We start from the raw sequence: 23,503 nt of genomic DNA, 5'->3' as shown, positions 1-23,503 counted from the left end.
CACATGGATGCCACGCATGACAGCAGCACCACCGTCCGAGTGGGACTGATCGGCTATGGCCTGGCCGGATCCGTCTTCCACGCCCCCTTGATCGCGGCCACCGAGGGGCTGACCCTCGACACCATCGTCACCTCCAGCCCGGAGCGGCAGCAGCAAGCCCGTGCCGAGTTCCCCGACGTCCGCCTCCTCGACTCCGCCTATGAGCTGTGGGGACGGGCGGATGAGCTGGATCTGATCGTCATCGCCTCCCCGAACCGCTCCCATGTCCCGCTCGCCCGTGCCGCCCTGGAGGCGGGGCTGCCGACCGTCGTGGACAAGCCGCTGGCCGCGACCGCGGCCGAGGCCGAGGAGCTGGCCGCGCTCGCCGAATCCCGCGGGCTGCTGCTGAGCGTCTTCCAGAACCGGCGCTGGGACAATGACTTCCGCACCCTCCGCAAGCTGCTCGCCGAGGGCGCGCTCGGCGAGGTGCAGCGCTTCGAGTCCCGCTTCGAGCGGTGGCGGCCGCAGCTCAAGGGCGGCTGGCGGGAGTCCGGCGACCCGGCCGAGATCGGCGGGCTGCTGTACGACCTGGGCAGCCATCTGGTCGACCAGGCGCTCACCCTCTTCGGCCCCGTCGAATCCGTCTACGCCGAGGCCGATGTGCGCCGCCCCGAGGCGCGGACCGACGACGACACCTTCATCGCCCTCACCCACACCGGCGGGGTCCGCTCCCATCTGTGGATGAGCGCGACCACCGCCCAGCTCGGTCCGCGCTTCCGGGTGCTGGGCAGCGAGTCGGGCTATGTGAAGTACGGCCTCGACCCGCAGGAGGCCGCCCTGCGCGACGGGCTGCGCCCCGGCGACCCGTCCGCCGAATGGGGTGCCGAGCCGGAGGGCGACTGGGGCCGGCTGGGCGCGGGAGAGTCCCCGCTGACCGGCGGCGGAACCCCGGTGCCGACCCTCCAGGGCGACTACCCCGCGTACTACGCGGGCATCGCCGCCGCCCTGCGCGACGGCACCCCGCCGCCGGTCACCGCCGCCGAGGCCGCGGCCGCGCTGCATGTGCTGGAGGCGGCCCGGCTGTCGGCCGCCGAGCGCCGTACCGTCCGGATCGAGGTCCCGGCATGAGCGAGGACACCGACTACACCGAGCTGATCGGCCGTCTGGAGGAGCAGGAGCGCCGGCTGCGCCTGCCCCGCTTCGGCAACGACGACGCCTGGCGCCTGGGCTGCCTCATCGCCGATCTGGCCCAGGAGCGCGCCGCCGCCGTCACCATCGGCATCCACCGGGCCGGTCAGCGCCTGTTCCACCGCGCTCTGCCGGGCACCTCCCCGGACAACGACGCCTGGCTGGAGCGCAAGTGCCGGGTCGTGGAGCGCTACGGGGCCAGCTCCTACCTCGTCGGCACCCGCTTCCACGCCAAGGGCACCAGTTTCGAGGAGTCCTCCCGGCTCGACCCCGACCGGTACGCCGCGCACGGCGGCGCCTTCCCCGTCCATGTGACGGGCACGGGCGTCATCGGGGCGGTCGCGGTCTCGGGGCTGCCGCAGGCCGAGGACCACGCCCTGGTGGTGGAGGCGCTGGAGCGCTATCTGCCGACGACGGCCTGACAGCGCACGTGCGAAGGGGCGGCCCCGGCGGGGCCGCCCCTCATCCACGCATCGCACCGGACATCAGGCGTCCTTGAACTCCTGGCGCTGGCGGCCCAGTCCATCGATCTCGAGCTCGACGACATCGCCGGCGCGGAGGTACGGCTTGGGCTCGGGGCGGCCCATGGCCACGCCCGCCGGGGTGCCGGTGTTGATGACATCGCCGGGGTAGAGGGTCATGAACTGGCTGAGGTAGCGGACCACCTCGGCCACGCCGAAGATCTGGTCCGCCGTGCTGCCGCTCTGCTCGAGCTCACCGTTGACTCAGAGGCGCAGGCCCAGGGCCTGCGGGTCGGGGACCTCGTCGGCGGTCACCAGCCAGGGGCCCAGGGGGTTGAACGTCTCGCAGTTCTTGCCCTTGTCCCACTGGCCGCCGCGCTCGATCTGGAAGGCGCGCTCGGAGACGTCGTGGGCGATCGCATAGCCCGCGACCGCGGCGAGGGCGTCCTCGTGGGAGTCGAGGTAGCGGGCGGTGCGGCCGATGACGATGGCGAGCTCGACCTCCCAGTCGGTCTTCACGCTGCCGCGCGGTACGAGAACCGTGTCATCGGGGCCGACGACCGTGTCCGGAGCCTTCATGAAGACGATGGGCTCTTCGGGGATGGCGGCACCGGTCTCGGTGGCGTGGCCGTGGTAGTTCAGCCCGATGCACACGATCTTGCCGATACGGCCGAGCGGCGGGCCGATCCGGACCCCGCCGTCCTCGATCGCGGGCAGCGCGTCGTCGCCCTCGGCGGCGGCCGCCTCGCGCACCCGAGCGAGAGCGGCCTCATCGGCGAGCAGGGCGCCGTCGATGTCCGGGACCAGGGCGGACAGATCGCGCAGGGTGCCGTCCTGATCGAGCAGCGCGGGGCGTTCGGCGCCCGACGGTCCGACTCGCAGCAGTTTCATCCCAAGACTCCCGAGATCACACGCCGGTGCGAGGCGCCTACCGGCTGATCGATCCTCTCTTCGGGGAGATCCAGCCCGCAAGACCTCGTTCACGGACTGGGACGTCGAAGAGAACGGCTTCATGAGCGCCGTCATAGGGCGCCGCCCCGGGCCGCCGCCTTGGCCCCCGCCTGGCCGCCGTCATCAGCGGTGCAGCAGCGCCCGTTCCACCGCCGTCCAGGTCGCGCTGGTCGCCAGGTAGAGCGCCGCGGCCAGCGGGACCACGGCGGCGGTGACGAGAGTGCCGAACGAGAGCAGCGGCAGCGCCCGGGCCACTCCGGGCGCCCCGGGGACGGTCGCCTTACGGGCACGGAGATACGTCCAGGTCGCCACGGCCGCAATCAGCGCGAAGAGCCCGAGGTAGACCAGGCCCGGCCCACCGCTGAGCACCCCGCCCCACCGGGCGCCGAGCGGAGTCCCGGCGAGCGTGTGGTCGAGGAGGTCCCCGGCACCGCTGCCGGTGGAGAACACGTGGTACATCACAAAGAAGAACGGAAGCTGGGCGAGGGTGGGCAGACAGCCCGCCAGCGGTGACGCGCCCTCCTTCGCCTGGAGTTCCGCCATGGCGCGCCGCATCCGCTCGGGGTCGCCCTGGTGCTTGCGGCTCAGCTCCGTGATCTTCGGCGCGAGCGTGGCCCGCGCCTTCTCGCCGCGCACCGCGGCACGGGCGAGGGGATGCAACGCGGCGCGGACGCACAGCGTGAACACAACGATGGCGGCCGCCGCCGCGGAGGCGCCGAAGAGCGGGTCCAGGCCGTCGGCCATGGTGGTCAACAGGGTGCCGAGAGAAGAGAAAAGGGAGGAGAAAAGGGACATGGGAGCCCTCCGCGGGTCTCGTCGTACCGGAGTCACCGGAGCTACCGGAGTTGCCGGAGCTACCCGAGTCACCGGAGTTGCCGGAGTCACCGGAGTTGCCGGAGTGAGAAAGACATCGGCGTGACGAGCCGCGTGGCGCGGCGGTACGAGGAAGGACGTACGAGGAGGTACGCCGTACGGCGATGACGACGTACGGCGGTACGGGTGCGCCCGGTGCGCCTACGCGGCCGTCGGCAGACGGCGGCCCGGCGCTCGTGGCCTCGGGCGTCCGGCGGCGTCGGGATCCCGCTGCGGCAGGAACGCCGTACGGCGCTCCCGGTCCCGTATCGCGGTGCGAATCCGCCCGGCCGGGACGGGTATTCGGCCGCGGGAGGCGAGGACAGCGCAGGTGAGCAGCGCGGTGGCGACGGCGGTGGTGGCCGCGACGGCGGCGGCGAGCGCGACGGCGCCGACCACCCCGCTGTGGGCCAGCAGAACCCCGGTCAGCAGGAACAGGCAGACACCCAACCGCATCCGCAGCGCTTCGACGCGATACGTCATCTGGGCCCCCTTCCGCTCCGGCCGGTCTCCCCTACTGGCGTCGCCAGTCTAATCGGCCCCACCGACAGACCGCGGCTCGGCGGCTTTCAGCCGGGCCCAGACCACCAGGCGGTAGCGGGAGGTGAATTCGGGGGTGCAGGTCGTCAGCGTGAGGTAGTAGCCCGGTTCGGTGTAGCGGTAGCGGGGGTGGGTCGAGCTGAAGGGCACCCGGGCGATCACCGTGCCGTCGGCTGGCGAGGTGCGCGGCAGGGTGCGCTCGACCGCGTAGGTGTAGCGGGCGTCGGCGGTCTCGATGCGCACCGTGTCACCCGGGCGCACCTCGTCCAGCTGCCGGAAGGGCTCGCCATGCGTATTGCGATGGCCCGCGAGCGCGACGTTGCCCGCCTGCCCCGGCTGGGCGGTGCGTGGATAGTGGCCCACATAGCCCTTGTTGAGCACCGCCGCCCGGCCGATGCCCTCGGCGATGGGCACCGTAAGGCCGATACGCGGGATCCTGAGCACGGCGTACGCCTGGTCCCGGCGCGGCCCTTGGCCCCCGCTCCCGGTCGCCCGGTCGCGTTCGTCCCCACCAGAGGAGTCGGCCGTACCCGATCGCGGCGCCCCCGGCGCGGGCGTCGCGGCCTCGGCGCCCTCGGCAGCCCGGTCATCCCATCGCCGCTCCAGCGCCGACACCTCGTGCCGGGCGTCCGCCCTCGCCTGCCGGTTGGTCCACCACAGCTGGTGGACGACGAAGAGCAGCACCACGACCCCGAGGGTGACGGCGAGTTCACCGGCCGTCCACAGCCCCCGGGCGAGCACGGCCCGCCCTCCACGACGTCGCACGCGCGCACCATAGGCCAGGCCGCGCGCACCTTCCAGAGACGGGGCGCGGCTATCCGCCCAGCGCCCGCGAGACCGTGTAGATCACCAGCCCGGCCAGGGCACCCACCACCGTGCCGTTGATCCGGATGAACTGAAGGTCCCGGCCGATATGGGCCTCGATCTTGCGCGAGGTGTGCTCCGCGTCCCAGCTCGCCACCGTCTCGGTGATCAGCGAGGTGATCTCGTCCCGATAGGTCGTCACCACATAGACGGCGGCGTCCTCCAGCCAGCCGTCGACCTTGTCCCGCAGCCGCTGGTCCGTCACCATCCGCATACCCAGGGACAGAATGGCCGCCCGCGCCCGCTGTCGCAGTTCGCTGCGCTCGTCCTCGGCCGCCGCGACGATCATCGAACGCACCGAGCCCCAGGCCGAGGCGATGAGGTCCTGGACGTCGCCGCGCCCCAACACCTCGCTCTTCACCCGCTCCACCCGCACCCGGGTGTCGGTGTCGGATTGCAGATCCCCGGCGAAGTCGGTGAGGAAGCGGTCCAGGGCGCCGCGCGCCGGATGGTCCGGCATATCGCGCATCTCGGTCACGAAGCGCAGCAGTTCCTTGTAGACGCGCTCGCCGACCTTGCGGTCCACGAACCGCGGTGTCCAGCCGGGGGCGCCGCCGGTCACCGCCAGCATCACCGAGTCGTTGTGCTCCACCAGCCAGTCGTGGGCGCGCAGACAGACCAGGTCCACGGCGCGGTGGTGGCCGCCGTCCGCAACGACCCGCTCCAGCAGCTTGCCCAGGCCCGGCGCGATCTCCTGGCTGTCGGCCCGGCGGGTGATCGCCTCGCCCACCACCGCCTGCACATCGGAGTCGCGCAGCACCGTAAGGGCGCCGCGCAGCGCGGTCGCCAGCTCGGCCGTCACACGGTCGACGTGCTCGGGTTCGGCGAGCCAGGCGCCGAGCCGACTGCCGATGCCGACCGCGCGCAGCCGCATCCGTACGACGTCGCCGGAGAGGAAGTTCTCCCCGACGAACTCCCCGAGGCTGACCCCGAGCTGGTCCTTCTTGGTGGGGATGATCGCCGTATGGGGGATCGGCAGTCCCATGGGCCGCCGGAAGAGCGCGGTGACCGCGAACCAGTCGGCCAGGGCGCCCACCATGCCCGCCTCCGCGGCCGCGGCGACATAGCCCGGCCAGCCGCCGATACCGGAGGAGCGCGCCCAGGTGGCGAGCACATAGACCAGCGCGACGCCGAGCAGCAGGCCGGTGGCGAACGTCTTCATGCGGCGCACCCCGCGCCGCCGTTCCACATCGAGGGGGCTGTCGGTGACGAAGGGCACAGCCGTGCCCCGGGACGGCGGGGCCGCCGTCTCACCAGTCGTTCTTCGCTCCATACGCTCCACCTGGTCGGCCCGTCCCCTCATGCATTGTCTCTTTCAGGTCTCAGTCGCCCATGGGTGGAACGAACGGTGAGTTCCCGTCGTCTGTCTGGGGGAGCGACCCAGCACATTGGGGGCAGGCCGACAGGCGGAGCCGGGTCCCACCATGGGATCATGAGAGACCGACCGGACCGTATCGGCGCTGTCGGATAAAACCCGCCGTTCCCGTCCACTTCCGGAGCCTCGGGGCTCCGTCTGCCCGAGGAGACAACCCGCACATGAGCGTGCCCCCAATGCCCAGACGCACGGGGTATGCCGTGCTCGCTGCGCTGGCGGCTGTGGTGATCCTCGTCTCCACCGCGATATTCATCGGTCTCGGGGGCGACGACGGCGGTACGGATCCCCGTGCACAGGGGGCCCGCGGCTCGGCCGCCCCCGCCTCGGCCGGGGCCTGGGTGGGCACCTGGTCCACCTCGGCGGCGGCCGCGGAGCCGAGGACGCTGCGCGGTCTGTCGGGCATGTCGGTACGGAACGTGGTGCACACCAGCATCGGCGGCACCAGCGCCCGCATCCAGCTCTCGAACTTCTTCAGCAGCCGTCCGCTGACGATCACGCATGCCTCGCTGGCGCTGGCCGCCGCGCCCAGCAACCCCACGGCGGCGGCCGGCACCATGCGCCGCCTCACGTTCAACAATCGCACCTGGGTGACCATCCCGCCCGGTAAGGCGGCCACCAGTGACCCGGTGCGGCTCGCCGTCCCGGACTCGGCCGATCTGCTGGTCACCACCTACACCCCGCAGGCGTCCGGCTCCGTCACCTACCATCCGCACGCCCGCCAGACGTCGTACCTGGCCCGTGGCGACCGTACGGAGGACACCGCGGGCGCCGCCTACACCCAGCAGAGCCCGTACTGGCGCTATCTGACCGGTGTGGACGTGTGGTCCAAGCAGGCCGAGGGCGCGGTCGCGGTGCTGGGCGACTCGATCACCGACGGCATCACCTCCACCGCCGGGGCCAACCACCGCTGGACCGACTTCCTCGCCGAGCGGCTGCGCAGCGAGCCCGGGGCGCCCCGCTTCGGCGTGCTCAACCAGGGCATCAGCGGCAACCGCGTACTGAGCGACGGCACCCAGTTCCCGCCCAACAACCCCAGCGGGCTCTCCCGCTTCGACCGCGATGTGCTGTCCCGTACGGGCGTCAAGGCCGTGGTCATCGAGCTGGGCGTCAACGACATACTCCGCATCCCCCACCAGACCGACCCCGACCGGATCGTATGGGGCCTGAAGCGGCTGACCGAGCAGGCCCACGCGCGGGGCCTGCGGGTCATCGGAGCCACCCTGACGCCCTTCTACGGGCACCGCGGCTACACCCCCCAGCTGGACGCCGTGCGCGAGCAGGTCAACGCGCAGATCCGGGCCGGGAGGGTCTTCGACGAGGTCGTGGACTTCGACAAGGCGCTGCGCGACCCGATCAGCCCGCTGCGGCTGCGCCCGATGTTCGACTCGGGCGACCATCTGCACCCGAGCGACAACGGCTACCGGGCGATGGCGCGGGCGCTGGACCTGGACCACCTGCGGGGCCGCACGGCGGCCGAGCTCTGAAAGGGCTCTGAATCGGGCTCACGCGGGCTCCGAGAGGGCCCCGTAAGGGCTCAGTAGTCGTCGCGGCGGCGGTCCTTCTCCAGGGAGAGCCGACGCTCGTCCCGCCGCTCGCGGCGCGCGTCCCGCAGCTCCCGGCGCTCGGCGCGCAACTGCTCCCGTCGCTCCGCCTTCACCTGCCGGCGCTCCTCCTTGAGCCGCTTGTGCTCCTCCTTACGGAGCTTGCGCTCGACGCCGACCCCGCCGAACAGCGCAAGGCCGGTGACGGTCACCCGGGGACCGGCGGGATCCCCGTCGGCGGACCCGGTGTGGTCGAAACCACCCATGAGACCGATGCCACCGACATGCGTCTCCAGGTCCGGCGGGACGATGATCTGCACCCCGCTCATGAGGGCGAAGCAGCGGATCACCACATCGCGGTCCTCGAACCGGGCCTCGCGCAGATCGATCTCACCGCCGCCCATCAGGGCGAAGGCGGTGAAGGCACGCGGGACGGTCCAGGTCCCCTTGCGCTGGAAGCCGCCCATGATCGCCACGGCCCACTTCGAGGTCGGGGGGCCGCCGATCCGCTCCCGCCAGCCCGTGTGGTCACCGGGGGACGGCGGGGCGGGAACGGCGCTGCCGGGCACCGGGAGGTCCCGTACCAGCGGCTCCAACTGGCCATGGGTGCGCGCCGCGTAGGCCGCGCCCAGCCGCTCCTCGAACTCCTCCATGTCCAGGCGGCCCTCGGCGACGGCTTCGCGGAGCACCTCGGCGATCCGCTCACGCTCGGCGTCGGAGGCCCGCATCCCGGCCGGGTCCGGGAGGTCGGGACTGGACCCCTGGGAAGAACCAGCGCTCGTCATACGGACAGACTAATGGCGGGCACCGCCCCTGGCCCCTCTCCCACACCGCGTCCCTGGCCGGTCTCGCACACACCGCGCCCCGCCCGGTCCGCGCCGCGCCCCCGCCCTGGCCGCGCCCCGCCCTACGCCCCGTGCAGCATCCTCGCGATGACGTCCTCGATCTCGGGCTCGCGCACCGAGAGGTCCACCAGCGGATAGCCGTCGGCGACCGCCGCGACGATCGGGGCCGCGCTGCTGGTGGCCGGGAAGGCCAGCCACTGCCGGGGCCCCTCGACCCGCACCGTCCGGGCGCCGGGGATCTCGATGGGCGGCAGCTCGCGCTCCAGGTCGACCACGAGCGTGCGTTCGCTCTCCCCCACCGCGTGCAGCCCGTCGAGCCCGCCGTCGTAGACCAGCCGGCCGTGGTCGATGACCATCACCCGCTTGCACAGCAGCTCGATATCGGTCAGATCATGGGTGGTGAGCAGCACGGTGGTGCCCTGCTCGGCGTTCACATCGCGCAGGAACTCCCGCACCTTGGCCTTGCTGACCACATCGAGCCCGATGGTCGGCTCGTCGAGGTAGAGCACCTCGGGGTCGTGCAGCAGGGCGGCCGCGATATCGCCGCGCATCCGCTGGCCGAGCGAGAGCTGACGTACCGGCACGTCCAACAGCGCACTGAGGTTGAGCAGTTCCACACACCGGTCCAGGTTCTGCCGGTAGCGGTCGTCGGGGATCCGGTACATCCGCCGCACCAGCGCGTACGAATCGCGCAGCGGCAGATCCCACCACAGGGTGGTCCGCTGCCCGAAGACCACCCCGATCCGGCGGGCGAGCCTCGTCCGCTCCTTGGAGGGGTCGATTCCGGCGACCCTCAGCCGCCCGCCGCTGGGCACCAGGATCCCGGTCAGCATCTTGATGGTGGTGGACTTCCCGGCGCCGTTCGGGCCGATGTAGCCCACCATCTCGCCGCGCGGCACCCGGAAGCTGATGCCGTCCACGGCGCGCACCTCGCGGCGCTCACGGCGCATCAGCCCGGCTTTGCGCCGCACCTGGAACACCTTCTCGACACCGTCGAGCTCGATCAGATCATCCACGCCAATGCTCCCCTCCACTCCCCGTTCAGCTCCCCGTGCTCTGATACGCCCGCAGCCCCGCCCGCCAGGCCAGCCCCGCCACCGCACAGCAGGCGCCCGCGACCAGCGGCGCCGCGAAGCCGATCCGGGCCGGGAGCCCCAGCGGATCGGGGCGGCCCAGGATGTGCAGCGCGGGCAGCCAGTTGACGAAGGCCAGCGGGATGACGAAGGTGACGCCCCGCAGCAGCTCCTTGCCGAAGACCGTCGGCGGGTACTCCAGCAGCGTGGTCCCGCCGAAGGTGAAGGCGTTCTGCACCTCGGAGGCGTCCTTGGCCCAGAACTGGAAGGCGCCGCCGAGCACGAACAGCGCCCCGAAGATGGCACCCCCGCTCAGCAGCATCACCGGCATCAGCAGCACCCGGTCCAGCGTCCAGTCGATGTCCAGCCGGGCCAGCGACCAGCCGAGCAGCAGCGCCCCCTGGGTGATCCGGCCCAGCCGGCGCAGCGCGAAGCGGTCGGCGGCCACCTGGGCGAGTATCGGCACCGGCCGCACCAGCAGGGTGTCCATCGTGCCGTCGCGCACCCGCTGGCCCAGCCGGCCCATGGTGCCCAGCGCGAGGTCGGCGAGGCCGAAGGCGACGCTGGTGGTGCCGTAGAGGAAGGCGACCTCGTCAAGGGTGAAGCCGCCCAGCTCCCCGATGTGGGTGAACATCAGCGCGATCGCGACAAAGTCCAGCCCGGTCGCGAGGAGGTTCCCCACCGTCATGATCAGGAACGAGGTGCGGTACGCCATGGTGGAGCGCACCCACATCCCGACGATCATGGCGTAGGCCCGGAGCCCAGAGGCCACGGCGGACTCAGCCACCTTGGACCACCACCTTCCGCGTCGCCGCCGACTGGAGCGCCCGCCCTGCCGCCAGCAGCGCCACCGCCCATCCCACCTGGAAGGCGAAGGCCCCCAGCAGCCCCGGCCCCCGGCGCTCCTCCAGGAAGACATCCGCGGGCACCTGGAGCATCGCCGCCCAGGGCAGCGCGCGGGCGATCTCGCCCAGCCGTCCGGGGAAGACGTTGAGCGGCAGGATCATCCCGGAGAAGAACAGGCACAGCAGCCCGCTCAGCATCGACAGCCCCGTCCCGTCCAGCAGCCAGAAGGAGGCGAGCGACACCAGATAGCGCACCGCGAAGCCGACGCACACCGCGAGCACCACCGACAGCAGGAACCACAGCCAGGTCAACGGCGAGGCGGGCAGGCGGAGTTCGAAGACCAGCGCCCCGATGGCCATCGGCACCACACCCCGCCCCAGCAGCTGGAACAGCGCCCGGCCGAGCTCGGTGGCCAGCCACCACAGCTGGAGGTCGACGGGGCGGTAGAGGTCCACGGCGATGTCACCGGACCGGATGCGGTCCTGAAGCTCCTCCTGGAAGCCCCCGCCCATCAGCGCGACGGCCGCCAGCAGCGCCTGGCCGAGCCAGACGAAGGTCAGCGCTTGGGCGAGGTCATAGCCGCCGAGGTGCGGCCGCTCGTCCCACAGGGCGGTGTAGGTGTAGGCGAGGATGAAGCCGAAAATGGTGTTGGTGAACACCCCGGCAACCGTGGCGACCCTATACGTCGCGTAGCGTTTGAAGCCGCTGACCGCGACGGCCGTGTACAGCCGCATCCGCCCGTGCCTCCCTCCCCGACCACACCGCCCGACCGGCGCCAAAATCCGGAGCCTAGTGGGGTGGCGGGAGGGACGGCCAGGCATTATTCACCGGATGGTGTGAGCGGAATCATCCATTCGACCGGTCACAGACCAGTCACAGGTGCGCGCCACGTCCTCGGCCCGGAACGGATGATGCGACAGTGTTTTATCGGGCGTACGACGCGAATCGCCCGACCGTGCACGATCCTGCCGCCGCACAACCCTCGACGGCGGCCGAGGAGTCTCAGGAGACATGAGCGACGAGCCCCAGTTGATCGATGGCGGCGCGGCCGGAACGGGTGACCGGCCCGGCATCGACGATGGCAACCACGACACGCCGCACCGTTCGGACGGCTTCCCCGAGGGCAAACCGGCCAAGGGCAGAAAGGGGCGTCCCCAGCGCACCGGATGGCGCCGTCTGCTGCCCACCTGGCGCATGGTCCTCGGGGGCTTCCTGCTGATCGTCCTGCTGGTCGCGGGCGGGCTCGTCACCGGCTATCTGCTCGTCGACATCCCCCCGGCCAACAAGGCCGCCATCGCCCAGAGCAATGTCTTCCTCTACTCCGACGGTTCCCAGCTGGCCCGCGAGGGCACCGTCAACCGGGAGAGCGTGCAGCTCAGCCAGGTGCCCAAGCGGATCCAGCGCGCGGTGCTCGCGGCCGAGGACCGGGACTTCTACTCGGAGTCGGCCATCGACCCCCAGGCGATGGTCCGGGCCGCCTGGAACACCGCCACCGGCAAGGGCAAGCAGTCCGGCTCCACCATCACCCAGCAGTATGTGAAGAACTACTACCTGGACCAGGAGCAGACGGTCACCCGCAAGGCCAAGGAGTTCTTCATCGCGATCAAGCTGGACCGGGAGGTGAGCAAGGACAAGATCCTCGAGGGCTACCTCAACACCAGCTACTTCGGGCGCAACGCCTACGGGATCCAGGCCGCCGCCCAGGCGTACTACGGCAAGGACATCGGCGAGCTGAGCACCGCCCAGGGCGCGTATCTGGCGACCCTGCTGAACGCCCCCAGCTCCTACGACATCGTCGCCCACCCCCAGAACAAGGGGCGGGCCATGGCCCGCTGGAACTACGTCCTGGACGGCATGGTCAAGAAGGGCTGGCTGAGCAGGGCCGACCGGAAGGAGATGACCTTCCCCGGGCCCTCCGAGGCCAAGGCCCCCTCGGGCATGTCCGGCCAGCGCGGCTATCTCATCGAGGCCGTCGAGGACTACTTCACCAGCAACGGGATCATCGACGAGCAGACCCTGGCGCGCGGCGGCTACCGCATCACCACCACGATCGACAAGAAGAAGCAGGACGCCTTCGTGGAGGCCGTGCGCGACCGGCTGATGAGCAAGCTCAGCCCGGACCGCAAGGTGGACCGCTACGTCCGCGCGGGCGGCGCCTCGATCGACCCCAAGACCGGGAAGGTGGTCGCCCTCTACGGCGGGATCGACTACACCAAGCAGTTCGTCAACAACGCGACCCGCCGTGACTACCAGGTGGGGTCCACCTTCAAGCCATTTGTCTTCACCTCGGCGGTGCGCTACGGGGCCACCACCCAGGACGGCCAGACGATCACCCCGGACACCCTCTACAACGGCGACAACAAGCGCGAGGTCATCGGCTCGGACGGGCCCACCGGCTACGCCCCGGCCAACGAGGACGACGTCGACTACGGCGACATCGACGTCACCACGGCCACCGACAACTCCGTGAACTCGGTGTACGCGCAGATGGCCGAGGACGTGGGCCCGTCCAAGGTCAGGCAGACCGCCCTCGACCTGGGCATCCCCAGGAACACCCCCGATCTGCACGCCTCCCCCTCCATCGCGCTCGGCCCCGCCACCGCGAGCGTGCTGGACATGACCGAGGCGTACGCGACCCTCGCCAACCACGGCGAGCACGGCCGGTACAGCCTGGTCGAGGAGGTCACCAAGGACGGTGCGCGGATCAAGCTCCCGGAGCGGGAGAGCCGCCAGGCCATCCCGCGCGGCGCCGCCGACACCACCACCTCGATACTCCAGAGCGTGGTCGACGGCGGCACCGGCACCGCCGCCCAGGCCGCCGAGCGCCCCGCCGCGGGCAAGACCGGCACCGCGGAGGAGGACAAGGCCGCCTGGTTCGCGGGCTACACCCCGGATCTGGCGACCGTGGTCGCGGTGATGGGCCAGGACTCCAATACGGGCGTGCAGAAGCCGCTGTACGGGGCGACGGGCCTGGAGCGGATCAACGGCGGCGGCTACCCCGCGGAGATCTGGGCGCAATACACGTCGGGGGCGCTGGAGGGCAAGGAACCGGCCGAGTTCGATCTTCGGCTGGAGGACGGTGCGGACAACCCCGACGGCTCCCAGACCGGCCCCCAGCCCCCGGGCTCGCAGCCGCCGGTGGTCACCACTCCCCCGACCGACGCCCCGCCGGACACCTCGGTCCCCACGGCGCCGACCGACACCCCGCCGACCCTGCCGACGGACGAGCCGACGATCCCCACCCCGCCGACGGACTTCCCCACCGGCGGGCCGACGACCGAGCCCGGTCCGGGCGGGCCCGGCGACCCGGGTGGGCCAGGGGATCCGGGCGGCCCAGGGGGCCCGGTGGGCGGCTGAGGGCCGCGCCCCTGAAGGGGCGCGGGGCAGGTGTCGATATGCGGCTTCGCCGCGCGGGCGCGACCGGCCACGACGGCGCCGCGGACGATCGAACGCATCCGGCGGATCTTTCCCCTCCCCGCCCCTTCCCGCTACCAGGGGGCTCCGCCCCTGGACCCCGGGGTCTGGGGCGGAGCCCCACCACGCGGCGGAGCCGCATCTCGATGTTGCGGGAAGGGACGAAGCCCCGGTCCGGAGTCCGGGGTCCGGGGCAGAGCCCCAGTTGAGGGAAGGGGCGGGGAGGGGAACAGCGCGCCGCGGGCGTCAAGACCCGGCAGGCACCCCTGGGCAGCCCTACAGATACAGCCCCGTGGAGTCCTCCGCGCCCTCCAGCCGCTCGGCGGCCACGGCGTGCAGATCGCGCTCCCGCATCAGGACGTAGGCGACCCCGCGGACCTCGACCTCGGCCCGGTCCTCCGGGTCGTAGAGCACCCGGTCACCGGGCTCCACGGTCCGTACGTTCTGCCCGACCGCGACCACCTCGGCCCAGGCCAGCCGCCTGCCGACCGCCGCGGTGGCGGGAATGACGATTCCGCCGGACGACCGGCGCTCGCCCTCCGGAATGTCGGTGCGGACCAGCACGCGGTCGTGCAGCATTCGGATGGGCAGCTTGTCATGGGTCGTGTTCGCACTCACGCCATGACCGTACCTGGCCGGACGGCGGGATGACGCCTCAGGGCGGGAGCCGGCCGCCCTCACCTCGCAGGCGTCCCTACCTCACCGGTGCCGCTTGGTGCACCGCGAGGAGCGGGACGCCTTGGCGGACCTGGAGGACCTCGCCGAGAGCGCGAGCAGCCCGACCAGCCCGGCCACGAGGAGCGCGGCCGGCACGATCCGCTCCAGGCGGGGCTCACCCTCCTCCGACACCAGCTGGCCCCGCACGCCCGTCACCACTCGGTTGACGGACACATAGGCCCGCCCGGCGGTACGGTCCACGGCGGACGCCGCCTTGGCCTTCGCATCCCCGATGATCGTCTTCGGGTGCACCCGCACCCCGATCTCGTCGAGCGTCACGGCGAGCTCCTGCCGCCTGCGGGCGATGTCCGCCTCGATCTGCGCAGGGGTCCTGGCATCCGACACCGCGCTGCCTCCGTCAGTCTCGATGATTCGTAGTGGACAGTCTGTCAGCTCGCCCCGCTCCCCGCCCCACGGCACCCCCGGACGAGAAGCTGGCTAATGTCGGGTGGGTACCGCCCGATGCCACGAGGAGCACCAGACCATGAGCGAGCGACTGAAGCCCGGCGACACCGCCCCCGCCTTCACCCTTCCCGACGCGGACGGCAAGCAGGTCTCGCTCGCCGAGCACGCCGGCCGCAGGGTGATCGTCTACTTCTACCCCGCGGCCCTCACCCCCGGCTGCACCAAGCAGGCGTGCGACTTCACCGACAACCTCGAATTCCTCTCCGGCCACGGCTACGACGTCATCGGCATCTCCCCCGACAAGCCGGAGAAGCTGGCCAAGTTCCGCGCCCAGGAGGACCTGAAGGTCACCCTCCTCGCCGACCCCTCCAAGGAGACCCTGGAGGCGTACGGCGCCTTCGGCGAGAAGAAGCTCTACGGCAAGACGGTCACGGGCGTGATCCGCTCCACCGTCATCGTCGATGAACAGGGCAAGGTCGAGCGCGCCCTGTACAACGTGAAGGCCACCGGCCACGTAGCCAAGATCATCAAAGACCTGGGGCTGTGACGGACCCGGGGCTCCGGCCCCGGCGCCCCGTCACCAGGCAGTACCATGACCGTGCCGAGCGGCCGTGATGGAATTGGCAGTCATGCTGGGTTTAGGTCCCAGTGGGGTAACTCCCGTGAGGGTTCGAGTCCCTCCGGCCGCACGCCACGCATACGCGAGCCCGGCCCGCCTCGTCGCGGGCCGGGCTCGCGGCGTCCTACGGGGGCGCTCACCCCAGGAGTTCGCGGACGATCGGGGCGATGGCGCGGAACGCCTTGCCGCGGTGGCTGATGGCGTTCTTCTCGTCGGGGGTCAGTTCGGCGCAGGTGCGGGTCTCGCCGTGGGGCTCGAGGATGGGGTCGTAGCCGAAACCGCCGCCGCCCACGGGCTCACGGCGCAGCGTGCCGGTGAGCCGGCCGGACACCACGCGCTCGGTGCCGTCGGGGAGGGCGAGGGCCGCGGCGCATTCGAAGTGGGCGCCGCGGTGTTCGCCGGGGACGTCGGCCAGCTGGGCGAGCAGCAGGTCGAGGTTGGCGCGGTCGTCGCCGTGCCGGCCCGACCAGCGGGCCGAGAAGATGCCGGGGGCGCCGCCGAGGACGTCCACGCAGAGGCCGGAGTCGTCGGCGATGGCGGGGTGGCCGGTGGCCCGTGCCAGGGCGTGGGCCTTGAGGAGGGCGTTCTCCGCGAAGGTCACGCCGGTCTCCTTGACGTCCGGGATCTCCGGATAGGCGTCGGCGCCGACGAGTTCGACATCGAGGCCGGTCTCGCCCAGGATCGAGCGCAGTTCGGTGATCTTGTAGACGTTGCGGGTCGCGAGGACCAGGCGGCGGGGGTGCGAGAGGTGTCCCTCGGTGCTGTGCTGCATAGCTCTCGATTATCGAGGGGAGGTCCGGGCTGTCGACGGCAGGTCAGGGGGTGCAGACTTTGGTCAGCTCGCCCGCCGCGTCCCTGACCGGGGTCAGATCGGGGCGGTCGCCGCTGTCGACGGACTTCTGGACGTTGTCCACGGCCTTCTGGACGTTGTCCACGGCCTTCTGGAGGTCGTCCACGGCCTTGTCGACGTCCGCGTTGTCGGTGCGGTCGTCCATCGTGTCGATGTCCTTGCCGAGGGCGTCCAGGACCTTGTCGGCCTCCTGCGGGTCGACCCCGGCACCGGTCAGGGCGTCCTGGAGGTTGTCCACGTCGTTGGATATGTCGACCGCGAGCTGGGCGCAGTCCAGGGCCTTCTCCACCGCGCCACAGCCGACGGTGACCGGCACGACGAGCGCGACGGCGGCGAGAGCGGTGACGGCGGTGGTGCGGCGGTGACGGTGGCGCGGTGCCATGGAATGGGTCCTTCCCCGGGAGCGGTGCTGGTACCTGACTAAACGCCAAACACCGCCCGACGGTTGCCCGGTGCCGCCGTCAGCTCTCCTCGGCCAGCGCCGCGCGCTGGATTCCGGACAGGGCGTCACAGCCCGCCACGGCGAGGTCCAGCAGCCCGTTCAGCTCCTCGCGGGCGAAGGGCTCGCCCTCCGCCGTGCCCTGCACCTCGACGAAGCGACCGTCACCGGTGCAGACCACGTTCATATCGGTCTCGGCGCGCACGTCCTCCTCGTAGCAGAGGTCGAGCAGGGGGACGCCGCCGACGATGCCGACGCTGACGGCGGAGACGGTGCCGGTCAGCGGCTGCCGGGTGGCCTTGATGAGCTTCTTCCCCCGGGCCCAGCCGATGGCGTCGGCCAGAGCCACATAGGCGCCGGTGATGGCGGCGGTGCGGGTGCCGCCGTCGGCCTGGAGGACATCGCAGTCCAGGACGACGGTGTTCTCGCCGAGCGCCTTGTAGTCGATGACGGCACGCAGCGAGCGGCCGATGAGCCGGGAGATCTCATGCGTACGGCCGCCGATCTTGCCGCGGACGGACTCGCGGTCGCCCCGGGTGTTGGTGGAGCGCGGCAGCATCGCGTACTCCGCGGTGACCCAGCCCTCGCCGCTGCCCTTGCGCCAGCGCGGCACGCCCTCGGTGAAGCTCGCGGTGCACAGGACCCGCGTATCGCCGAAGGAGACGAGGACCGAGCCCTCGGCATGCTTGCTCCAACCGCGCTCGATGGTCACGGGGCGGAGCTGGTCGGGGGTGCGGCCGTCGATACGAGACATGGGATGAGCCTATCGGCATCACGAGGACCCCCGGTCCGCGTCGGGCGCGGGCGCCGCCCCGGGGGACGGCGCTGGAGGCTCAGCAGGTCACATCAGGTCTTCGATCTCGGCGGCGACGGGGTCCGCGTCGGTGCCGATGACCACCTGGATCGCGCTGCCCATCTTCACCACGCCATGGGCGCCCGCGGCCTTCAGGAGCGCCTCGTCGACCAGGGAGACGTCCTTGACCTCGGTACGGAGCCGGGTGATGCAGCCCTCGACCTCGACGATGTTGTCGATGCCGCCGAGCCCCTCGACGATCTTCTCAGCCTTGCTGGCCATGTTCGCTCCCTGTCGTCCTGCTGTCCGCGTTACAACCAACCGAGAATGGTCTACACCATTATGCGGGATGGGGGGTCGGCCGTCACATGGAAGGATAGATTCCTTTATCGGACCCCTACGTGTAGCGGAGCCCTACGTGCTACAACAGGTCTACACCACATGTGGTTTAGACCATAGCGCGGGCCGCCCCCATCCCCTGAGAGCCCGCCTCACCAGGAGGAACTCGTGACGACGGCCAGCGCCGCCCCCGCGGCGGAGAAGAAGAAGGGCGCCAGCGTGATGGCCGCGCTCCAGCGCATCGGCCGCAGCCTGATGCTGCCGGTGGCGGTGCTGCCCGCCGCCGCCCTCCTGGTGCGCCTCGGAAACACCGACATGCTCGGGCGCCCGGAATTCCCCGCCTTCCTGACGAAGATCGCCTCATTCATGGCCGCCGGCGGTAACGCGATCCTGGACAACATGCCGCTGTTGTTCGCCGTGGGCATCGCGATCGGCTTCGCGAAGAAGTCGGACGGCTCGACCGCGCTCGCCGCGGTCGTCGGCTACTTGGTCTTCAAGAACGTGCTCGGCACCTTCACCGACAAGAGCCTGCCAAAGGTGGCGACGGCCGTCGACGGCAAGGTCGTCATGGTGGACGCCCCGGCCGACGCCAAGGTGCTCGGCGGTGTGGTGATGGGTCTCGCCGTCGCGCTGATCTACCAGCGCTTCTACCGCACCAAGCTGCCGGACTGGGCGGGCTTCTTCGGCGGCCGTCGACTGGTCCCGATCCTGGCGGCCCTCGCCGGTCTGATACTCGGCATCGTCTTCGGCTACATCTGGCCGGTCCTCGGTACCGGTCTGCACAACTTCGGTGAGTGGTTGGTGGGTTCGGGCTCCATAGGCGCCGGCATCTTCGGTGTCGCCAACCGTGCGCTGATCCCGATCGGCATGCACCACCTGCTGAACTCGTTCCCCTGGCTACAGGCGGGCGACTACCACGGCAAGAGCGGCGACATCGCGCGCTTCCTGGCCGGCGACCCGACCGCGGGCCAGTTCCTGACCGGCTTCTTCCCGGTCATGATGTTCGGCCTCCCGGCCGCCTGCCTCGCCATCGTGCACTGCGCCCGCCCGGAGCGCCGCAAGGTGATCGGCGGCATGATGCTCTCGCTCGCGCTGACGTCCTTCGTCACCGGCGTCACCGAGCCGATCGAGTTCACCTTCATGTTCATCGCGCCGGTCCTGTACGCGATCCACGCGGTCCTCACCGGTATCTCCATGGCTCTGACCTGGGCGCTGGGCATGCGGGACGGCTTCGGCTTCTCGGCCGGCGTGATCGACTGGGCTCTGAACCTGGGCATCGCAAGCAATCCATGGGGACTGATGCTGGTTGGCCTGTGCTTTGGCGCCGTCTACTACGCGATCTTCCGCTTCGCCATCACCAAGTTCAACCTGCCAACCCCGGGCCGCGAGTCGGACGAGGAGCTGAAAGAAATTCTGAAGGCCGAGACCAAGTAGGACTTTCCCGAAACTCGATCACGCCGAATTCCCCGGCCGCACTGCGGATCGGGGAATTCGGCGCGCCCGTTCCGTGAATCCCGCAGAAAGTCCTCTGTTTGCCAGATGCAATTTCCGACCCGGAAGATCCAGTGATCATAATCATGGATCCCCTCCTTGATCACGCCGAAATCTTCAACCTACAGTCGACCAGGTCAATGATGGCCTAGACCAACGACAAACTGGGGAAACTATGAGCCTGCAAGCTCTGCGTGAGCTGAAGTTCGCCGCACTCAGCGACGAGGAGGCGGCCGCCGCCTCTGGCGAGGGCAAGAAGCCGAGCCGTGCCCAGTGCGAGTGGATTTTCGCTCAGATCGGCAATCCTATGGGGTGCAGCTACGGCGACTACTACAAGCTCTGGAAGTCGCTGGGCTGCGACAAGCTGTAGTACGGATCCGCGCCCGCCCCGTCCGGCGGCGGGCGCGCTCTTCCCCCCGCCAGGAGTTCTTCGGTGAAGTGGCAGAGATACCACACCCATCAGTCGGGGGACACCGGCTGCGGCCCGGCGTCTCTGCGCGCCGTGCTCATGCGGCACGGGGCCGTGGTCGACGCGGCACTCCTGCGCGAGTCCACGGGGCTCGGTGAACGCGGCTCCAATCTGCTCCGGCTGCGCGAGGTCCTGCGGGGCTACGGCGTCGACAGCGAACTCCTCCGGCTGGACACCGACCAGCTGCGGCAGGACGTACAGCTGACGGGACCGACGATCATCCTGCTGGACGAGGACGGTGACCGGCACTTCGTTGTCGTCCACGAGGCCACCGACAGCGGCCACTTCATCGTCGGCGACCCACTGCTCCATCGTCCGATGCGCGTCGCGCCCGAGGTCCTCGCCGAGGTCTTCCACGGGGAGGCTCTGGTCACCGACAGGCCGATGGCGCGGCTGCCGCCGGGGGCGCGGATCCGCGCCTCCCGTGCGCAGGGTCTGGTGTGGCAGGCCGTCCGCGCCCATCGGGGGCGGCTCCTGCTGATCCTGGCGGCGACCGTCGTCGTGGCCCTGGTGGCCCTGCTGAACAGCCTGTTCGTCCAGATGGCCGTGGATCGCGTCATGCGGGACGGCTCGCGGCGGGCGCTGGCTGTCATGTCGGCCGAGTTCATCGGGATCGCCCTGGCGGCAGCGGGCGTCCAGTATCTGCGGGGCCGCGCCATCGTGGCCCTGAGCCAGTCGCTCCAACGGCAGTTGTCGGAACGCTACCTGCATAAACTCCTGCGGCTTCCGGCCGGTTACTTCAAAAGCCGCAGAGCCGGTGACCTGGTGAGCCGGATCGACGATGTGCAGGAAATTCAGGGGCTCGTCACCGCGGCCTCCGTCAGGGCGGCCATCGACATCTGTGTCGTCCTCTCGGTCGGCGGCTATCTGCTCGTGACCGGGCCCTCACTCTTCCTGTTCCTGATCCCGCCCGCCGCGGTCAACGTGCTCAGCTCCGTCCTCCTCTACCCGCACATCAGGAACGCCGCGGCGGAAGCTCTCCAGCGGGACGCCACACTCAAATCCGAGACACTCAACTCCCTGCGGGGCCACATGGAGTTGACCGGTTACGGCAGGGGCGACTACGCCTTCGGCCGCATGAGCAGGGCGTTGCGGCGCAGAATCGAGTCGGAGACGCGGCTCGGCCGTCTGGAGAACGTCAACTCCGTGATCAAGACGGCCAGTCAGACCGTCTTCACGGTGGTGGCGGCCTGGGCGGGGCTGAGCCGAATGATGTCCGGGGCGCTCACCGTCGGCCAGGTCTTCGGATTCCTGACCATGGCCGGCTACTTCCTCGGCGCCATGGACTCTGTCGCGTCCTTCCAGGTGACCGTTCAGCGCACCTCTGCCGCCCTGGGCCGGTACCGGGACGTGGTGATGCAGCGCGACGACGCCCGGCTCTCGCTGCCGGCGGAGCAGGCGGAGACGCCACGGGAGCCCGCCGACCTCTCGATCAGGTCCCTGCACTTCCGCCATCCCGGCGCCCGGCAGGACACGATCCGCGGACTCGACCTCGATGTCCCGTAGGGCGCAAGCATGCTCCTGCGCGGCGCGAACGGCTCGGGCAAGAGCACGCTCCTCACCCTGCTCGCGGGCGCGCACCCCGGATACGAGGGCAGCATCACCCTCGGTGGCGCCGAGATCAGCCATATCCCATCGGCCGAGTTGCCGCGGCACGTCCTGTACGTCCCGGAGACCCCGGTCCTGCTCACCGCCTCCCTGCGCGAGAACCTGACCCTGGGCGTACCGCACAGCACGGCCGACGTTCTGGATGCCTGCCGCGTCGCCTGTTTCCTGGACGTCGTCGACAGCCTTCCTGAAGGGCTGGACGAGCCGGTACGGGAGACCGGCGCGGGGTTCTCGCGCGGCCAGATCCAGCGTCTGGCGATCGCCCGCGCCGTCCTGCACGGCCCCCGGATCTACCTCTTCGACGAGACGTTCAGCGGCATCGACCGGAACACCCTCACCCGGATCTGGGACGCGCTCCAGACGGTCGAGGGGACCAAGATCATGGTCTCGCATGGGCACGTCGGGGACTGCGCGTTCGTCCTGGAGCACTCCCTCTCCCCCTCGTCCGACCTCTGCCAGGAAAGCCCTCTGCCGCGATGAAGTTCTCGCACCTGCTCGATCTCGTCCACGTGCCCGGAGGCATCCCCGCCTCCCGCCTGGCGTCCGACCTGGCCCTGGTCACCTCCGTGTCACTGGACCTCGCGGACACCCCGCTGTCCTCCGCCGACCCCGCGGACCTGGCAGCCGGCTACGCCTCGTACCGTCCCCGCCCGGTGACCGCCGTCGTGCTCACCTACAACGAGGAGGAGCGCATCGCCGGCTGTCTGAGCGCGCTCGCCGACGACGTCGACCACTGTCTACTGGTCGATTCCGGGTCCGTCGACGGCACCGCCGAGCAGGCGCTGCGCGCCCGAGGCGACGCGCGGATCCTGTCCGCGCCCTGGGCCGACGACTTCTCCCGGCAGCGCAATCTCGCCTTCGGCGAGGTCACCGACGGCTGGCTGTGCCATGTGGACGCCGACGAGGTCCTCGCGATGTCGCACGCGGGCCGGCTCCGCCGTGCACTATCGGTGCTCGACTACCTACTGCCCGACTCCAATTTCGTCGTCTCCCCCGTCATCGCCGACGTGGGCGGCCCGGTGTACACCAATACCCAGCGGGTGCTACGGGCGGACGGCCCGTTCCGATTCCGGGGACGGGTCCACGAGCACCCGTACGACCCCGACGGCCGCGCCCCGGCCCGGGTGCAGGTCGACGTCCGCTTCGACCACTCCGGGTATCTGCCGGAAGTGGTCGACCAGCGGGGCAAGCGCGAGCGGTACGTCAGGCTGGACCGGCTGGCGCGGACCGAGGAGCCGGACAATCCGAAGTGGGTGTATTACGAGGTCCGAGACGGGCTCGACCACCGGTCGGCGTCCGAGGAGGAGCTGCGCGCGGCGTTCGTGCTGCTGGCCGCGCATGCGGGCGAGACCCTGCCCGCCGGTCCGCCCGGCTACCGCTCCGAGCGGATCGTCGACTCCTGGAGTCTGCTGTGCGAGTTGGCCCTCGGGCTCGGCGAGTCCGACGCACTGCGGACGTACGCGGCCCTGCTCGGCGAGGCGGGACGGACCGTGGAGGCCACGTACTATCGCACGCTGCTGGAGTCGAGCCGGCTCCTCGGCCGGCTCTCGGCCCTCGTCGACGAGATCGGGTCGGTACAGGGCGCCGAGGAACCGGCCAATCGCCATCTCATGGCCCGTCTGTTCGAACTACAGTCGACGCTGGCCCTCGCCAGCGGCCGCTACGAGACGGTCCTGCCCGCGTACCAGAAGTCGGTCGAGCGAGGCGCCGGTCACAATGTGACCGAGGACTTCGGGATGCTCGCCCGGGTACTGGCACAGCTGCCGGACGGGGCCGCCTGACCCGGCATGGTGCCCGCCCGCCGGCTCCCATGACGGACCGTTCCAGGACGGTCCGTTCCGGGA

At 70.7% G+C, this 23,503-nt stretch carries 24 protein-coding genes, 1 tRNA gene and 1 pseudogene; 11 read left to right on the top strand and 15 right to left on the bottom strand.

All coding sequences use genetic code 11. From position 1 onward, the window contains the following. The first annotated feature begins 3 nt into the window (after positions 1 to 3). Both NQU54_RS27975 and NQU54_RS27970 read left to right on the top strand, forming a co-directional pair. The gene (locus NQU54_RS27975) at positions 4 to 1,107 is read left to right on the top strand and encodes a Gfo/Idh/MocA family protein (RefSeq protein WP_257633503.1); all 1,104 of its coding nucleotides are present in this window, start codon (positions 4 to 6) and stop codon (positions 1,105 to 1,107) included. After that, entirely contained in the window at positions 1,104 to 1,589 is a 486-nt protein-coding gene (locus tag NQU54_RS27970; protein ID WP_257633502.1) for a heme-degrading domain-containing protein, read from the top strand. The genes NQU54_RS27975 and NQU54_RS27970 overlap by 4 nt, the downstream gene beginning before the upstream one ends. 63 nt (positions 1,590 to 1,652) lie before the next feature. On the opposite strand, the pseudogene NQU54_RS27965 reads toward NQU54_RS27970, so the two are convergent. The 5 genes and pseudogenes from NQU54_RS27965 to NQU54_RS27945 all read right to left on the bottom strand — a co-directional run bounded on the left by NQU54_RS27965 (position 1,653) and on the right by NQU54_RS27945 (position 6,108). Next, a pseudogene (locus NQU54_RS27965) lies at positions 1,653 to 2,519 on the bottom strand (fumarylacetoacetate hydrolase family protein). A 183-nt stretch (positions 2,520 to 2,702) separates the two neighbouring features. Next, positions 2,703 to 3,374: a YidC/Oxa1 family membrane protein insertase gene (locus NQU54_RS27960; protein ID WP_257633501.1), complete on the bottom strand. Its 672-nt coding sequence runs from the start codon at positions 3,372 to 3,374 to the stop codon at positions 2,703 to 2,705. Positions 3,375 to 3,593: 219 nt separating this feature from the next. Further along, positions 3,594 to 3,914, bottom strand: coding sequence for a DUF6412 domain-containing protein (locus NQU54_RS27955; protein WP_257633500.1), 321 nt, complete (start codon positions 3,912 to 3,914; stop codon positions 3,594 to 3,596). 48 nt (positions 3,915 to 3,962) lie between these two features. Beyond that, positions 3,963 to 4,736: a class E sortase gene (locus NQU54_RS27950; protein ID WP_257633499.1), complete on the bottom strand. Its 774-nt coding sequence runs from the start codon at positions 4,734 to 4,736 to the stop codon at positions 3,963 to 3,965. A 49-nt stretch (positions 4,737 to 4,785) separates the two neighbouring features. Then, a complete protein-coding gene (locus NQU54_RS27945) occupies positions 4,786 to 6,108 on the bottom strand; it encodes a DUF445 domain-containing protein (RefSeq protein WP_257633498.1) in 1,323 nt (440 codons plus the stop codon). A 263-nt stretch (positions 6,109 to 6,371) separates the two neighbouring features. Between NQU54_RS27945 and NQU54_RS27940 the strand changes: the two genes are divergently transcribed. Beyond that, entirely contained in the window at positions 6,372 to 7,694 is a 1,323-nt protein-coding gene (locus NQU54_RS27940) for a GDSL-type esterase/lipase family protein (RefSeq protein ID WP_234701195.1), read from the top strand. Between the two features lie 50 nt (positions 7,695 to 7,744). Here NQU54_RS27940 and NQU54_RS27935 read toward each other — a convergent pair whose 3' ends face one another. The 4 genes from NQU54_RS27935 to NQU54_RS27920 all read right to left on the bottom strand — a co-directional run bounded on the left by NQU54_RS27935 (position 7,745) and on the right by NQU54_RS27920 (position 11,249). After that, entirely contained in the window at positions 7,745 to 8,536 is a 792-nt protein-coding gene (locus NQU54_RS27935) for a DUF1707 SHOCT-like domain-containing protein (protein ID WP_257633497.1), read from the bottom strand. A 122-nt stretch (positions 8,537 to 8,658) separates the two neighbouring features. Then, a complete protein-coding gene (locus NQU54_RS27930; RefSeq protein ID WP_069863753.1) occupies positions 8,659 to 9,612 on the bottom strand; it encodes an ABC transporter ATP-binding protein in 954 nt (317 codons plus the stop codon). A gap of 25 nt (positions 9,613 to 9,637) precedes the next feature. Then, the gene (locus tag NQU54_RS27925) at positions 9,638 to 10,414 is read right to left on the bottom strand and encodes an ABC transporter permease (RefSeq protein WP_167504376.1); all 777 of its coding nucleotides are present in this window, start codon (positions 10,412 to 10,414) and stop codon (positions 9,638 to 9,640) included. 34 nt (positions 10,415 to 10,448) lie between these two features. Further along, the gene (locus tag NQU54_RS27920; RefSeq protein ID WP_102934810.1) at positions 10,449 to 11,249 is read right to left on the bottom strand and encodes an ABC transporter permease; all 801 of its coding nucleotides are present in this window, start codon (positions 11,247 to 11,249) and stop codon (positions 10,449 to 10,451) included. Positions 11,250 to 11,526: 277 nt separating this feature from the next. Between NQU54_RS27920 and NQU54_RS27915 the strand changes: the two genes are divergently transcribed. Further along, positions 11,527 to 13,872, top strand: coding sequence for a transglycosylase domain-containing protein (locus NQU54_RS27915; RefSeq protein WP_257633496.1), 2,346 nt, complete (start codon positions 11,527 to 11,529; stop codon positions 13,870 to 13,872). Between the two features lie 333 nt (positions 13,873 to 14,205). Here the strand turns inward: NQU54_RS27915 and NQU54_RS27910 are convergent, their stop codons facing one another. Together NQU54_RS27910 and NQU54_RS27905 are read right to left on the bottom strand one after the other, a co-directional pair. After that, positions 14,206 to 14,508 carry a GroES family chaperonin gene (locus NQU54_RS27910; RefSeq protein ID WP_051886695.1) on the bottom strand — a complete coding sequence of 101 codons (303 nt, stop codon included), beginning with the start codon at positions 14,506 to 14,508 and terminating at the stop codon, positions 14,206 to 14,208. 120 nt (positions 14,509 to 14,628) lie between these two features. Beyond that, positions 14,629 to 14,991, bottom strand: a complete 363-nt coding sequence (locus tag NQU54_RS27905; protein WP_257633495.1) for a DUF3618 domain-containing protein — start codon at positions 14,989 to 14,991, stop codon at positions 14,629 to 14,631. A 139-nt stretch (positions 14,992 to 15,130) separates the two neighbouring features. Here NQU54_RS27905 and bcp point away from each other — a divergent pair, with 139 nt between their 5' ends. Beyond that, entirely contained in the window at positions 15,131 to 15,598 is a 468-nt protein-coding gene (gene bcp / locus NQU54_RS27900; protein WP_069863744.1) for a thioredoxin-dependent thiol peroxidase, read from the top strand. Positions 15,599 to 15,656: 58 nt separating this feature from the next. Next, positions 15,657 to 15,740 (top strand) — tRNA-Leu (locus NQU54_RS27895). A gap of 66 nt (positions 15,741 to 15,806) precedes the next feature. On the opposite strand, the gene rdgB is transcribed toward NQU54_RS27895, so the two are convergent. From rdgB to NQU54_RS27875, 4 genes are all read right to left on the bottom strand, one after another. Then, complete coding sequence (rdgB, locus tag NQU54_RS27890; protein ID WP_069863742.1) at positions 15,807 to 16,442, bottom strand: RdgB/HAM1 family non-canonical purine NTP pyrophosphatase; 636 nt, start codon at positions 16,440 to 16,442, stop codon at positions 15,807 to 15,809. Positions 16,443 to 16,485: 43 nt separating this feature from the next. Further along, a complete protein-coding gene (locus NQU54_RS27885) occupies positions 16,486 to 16,902 on the bottom strand; it encodes a hypothetical protein (protein WP_257633494.1) in 417 nt (138 codons plus the stop codon). A gap of 79 nt (positions 16,903 to 16,981) precedes the next feature. Then, positions 16,982 to 17,713 (bottom strand): ribonuclease PH, encoded by a 732-nt coding sequence (gene rph, locus NQU54_RS27880; protein ID WP_257633493.1) that lies wholly within the window; start codon positions 17,711 to 17,713, stop codon positions 16,982 to 16,984. Positions 17,714 to 17,800: 87 nt separating this feature from the next. Continuing rightward, on the bottom strand, positions 17,801 to 18,034 hold the full coding sequence (locus NQU54_RS27875) for a PTS sugar transporter subunit IIB (protein ID WP_069863737.1): 234 nt from the start codon (positions 18,032 to 18,034) through the stop codon (positions 17,801 to 17,803). Positions 18,035 to 18,259: 225 nt separating this feature from the next. Here NQU54_RS27875 and NQU54_RS27870 point away from each other — a divergent pair, with 225 nt between their 5' ends. The 5 genes from NQU54_RS27870 to NQU54_RS27850 all read left to right on the top strand — a co-directional run bounded on the left by NQU54_RS27870 (position 18,260) and on the right by NQU54_RS27850 (position 23,440). After that, positions 18,260 to 19,525 carry a PTS transporter subunit EIIC gene (locus NQU54_RS27870; protein WP_257633492.1) on the top strand — a complete coding sequence of 422 codons (1,266 nt, stop codon included), beginning with the start codon at positions 18,260 to 18,262 and terminating at the stop codon, positions 19,523 to 19,525. A 232-nt stretch (positions 19,526 to 19,757) separates the two neighbouring features. Further along, positions 19,758 to 19,952: a hypothetical protein gene (locus NQU54_RS27865; protein ID WP_069863733.1), complete on the top strand. Its 195-nt coding sequence runs from the start codon at positions 19,758 to 19,760 to the stop codon at positions 19,950 to 19,952. A gap of 63 nt (positions 19,953 to 20,015) precedes the next feature. After that, a complete protein-coding gene (locus tag NQU54_RS27860; protein WP_257633491.1) occupies positions 20,016 to 21,557 on the top strand; it encodes an ABC transporter transmembrane domain-containing protein in 1,542 nt (513 codons plus the stop codon). A 9-nt stretch (positions 21,558 to 21,566) separates the two neighbouring features. Next, the gene (locus tag NQU54_RS27855; RefSeq protein ID WP_257633490.1) at positions 21,567 to 22,139 is read left to right on the top strand and encodes an ATP-binding cassette domain-containing protein; all 573 of its coding nucleotides are present in this window, start codon (positions 21,567 to 21,569) and stop codon (positions 22,137 to 22,139) included. Then, the gene (locus NQU54_RS27850) at positions 22,136 to 23,440 is read left to right on the top strand and encodes a glycosyltransferase (RefSeq protein WP_257633489.1); all 1,305 of its coding nucleotides are present in this window, start codon (positions 22,136 to 22,138) and stop codon (positions 23,438 to 23,440) included. The genes NQU54_RS27855 and NQU54_RS27850 overlap by 4 nt, the downstream gene beginning before the upstream one ends. The last annotated feature ends 63 nt before the right edge of the window (positions 23,441 to 23,503 follow it).

Origin of the sequence: Streptomyces malaysiensis subsp. samsunensis, assembly GCF_024519315.1 — a bacterium.
In the GTDB taxonomy this organism is placed as follows: domain Bacteria; phylum Actinomycetota; class Actinomycetes; order Streptomycetales; family Streptomycetaceae; genus Streptomyces; species Streptomyces malaysiensis.
This window is presented reverse-complemented; position numbering and strand designations above follow the sequence as displayed.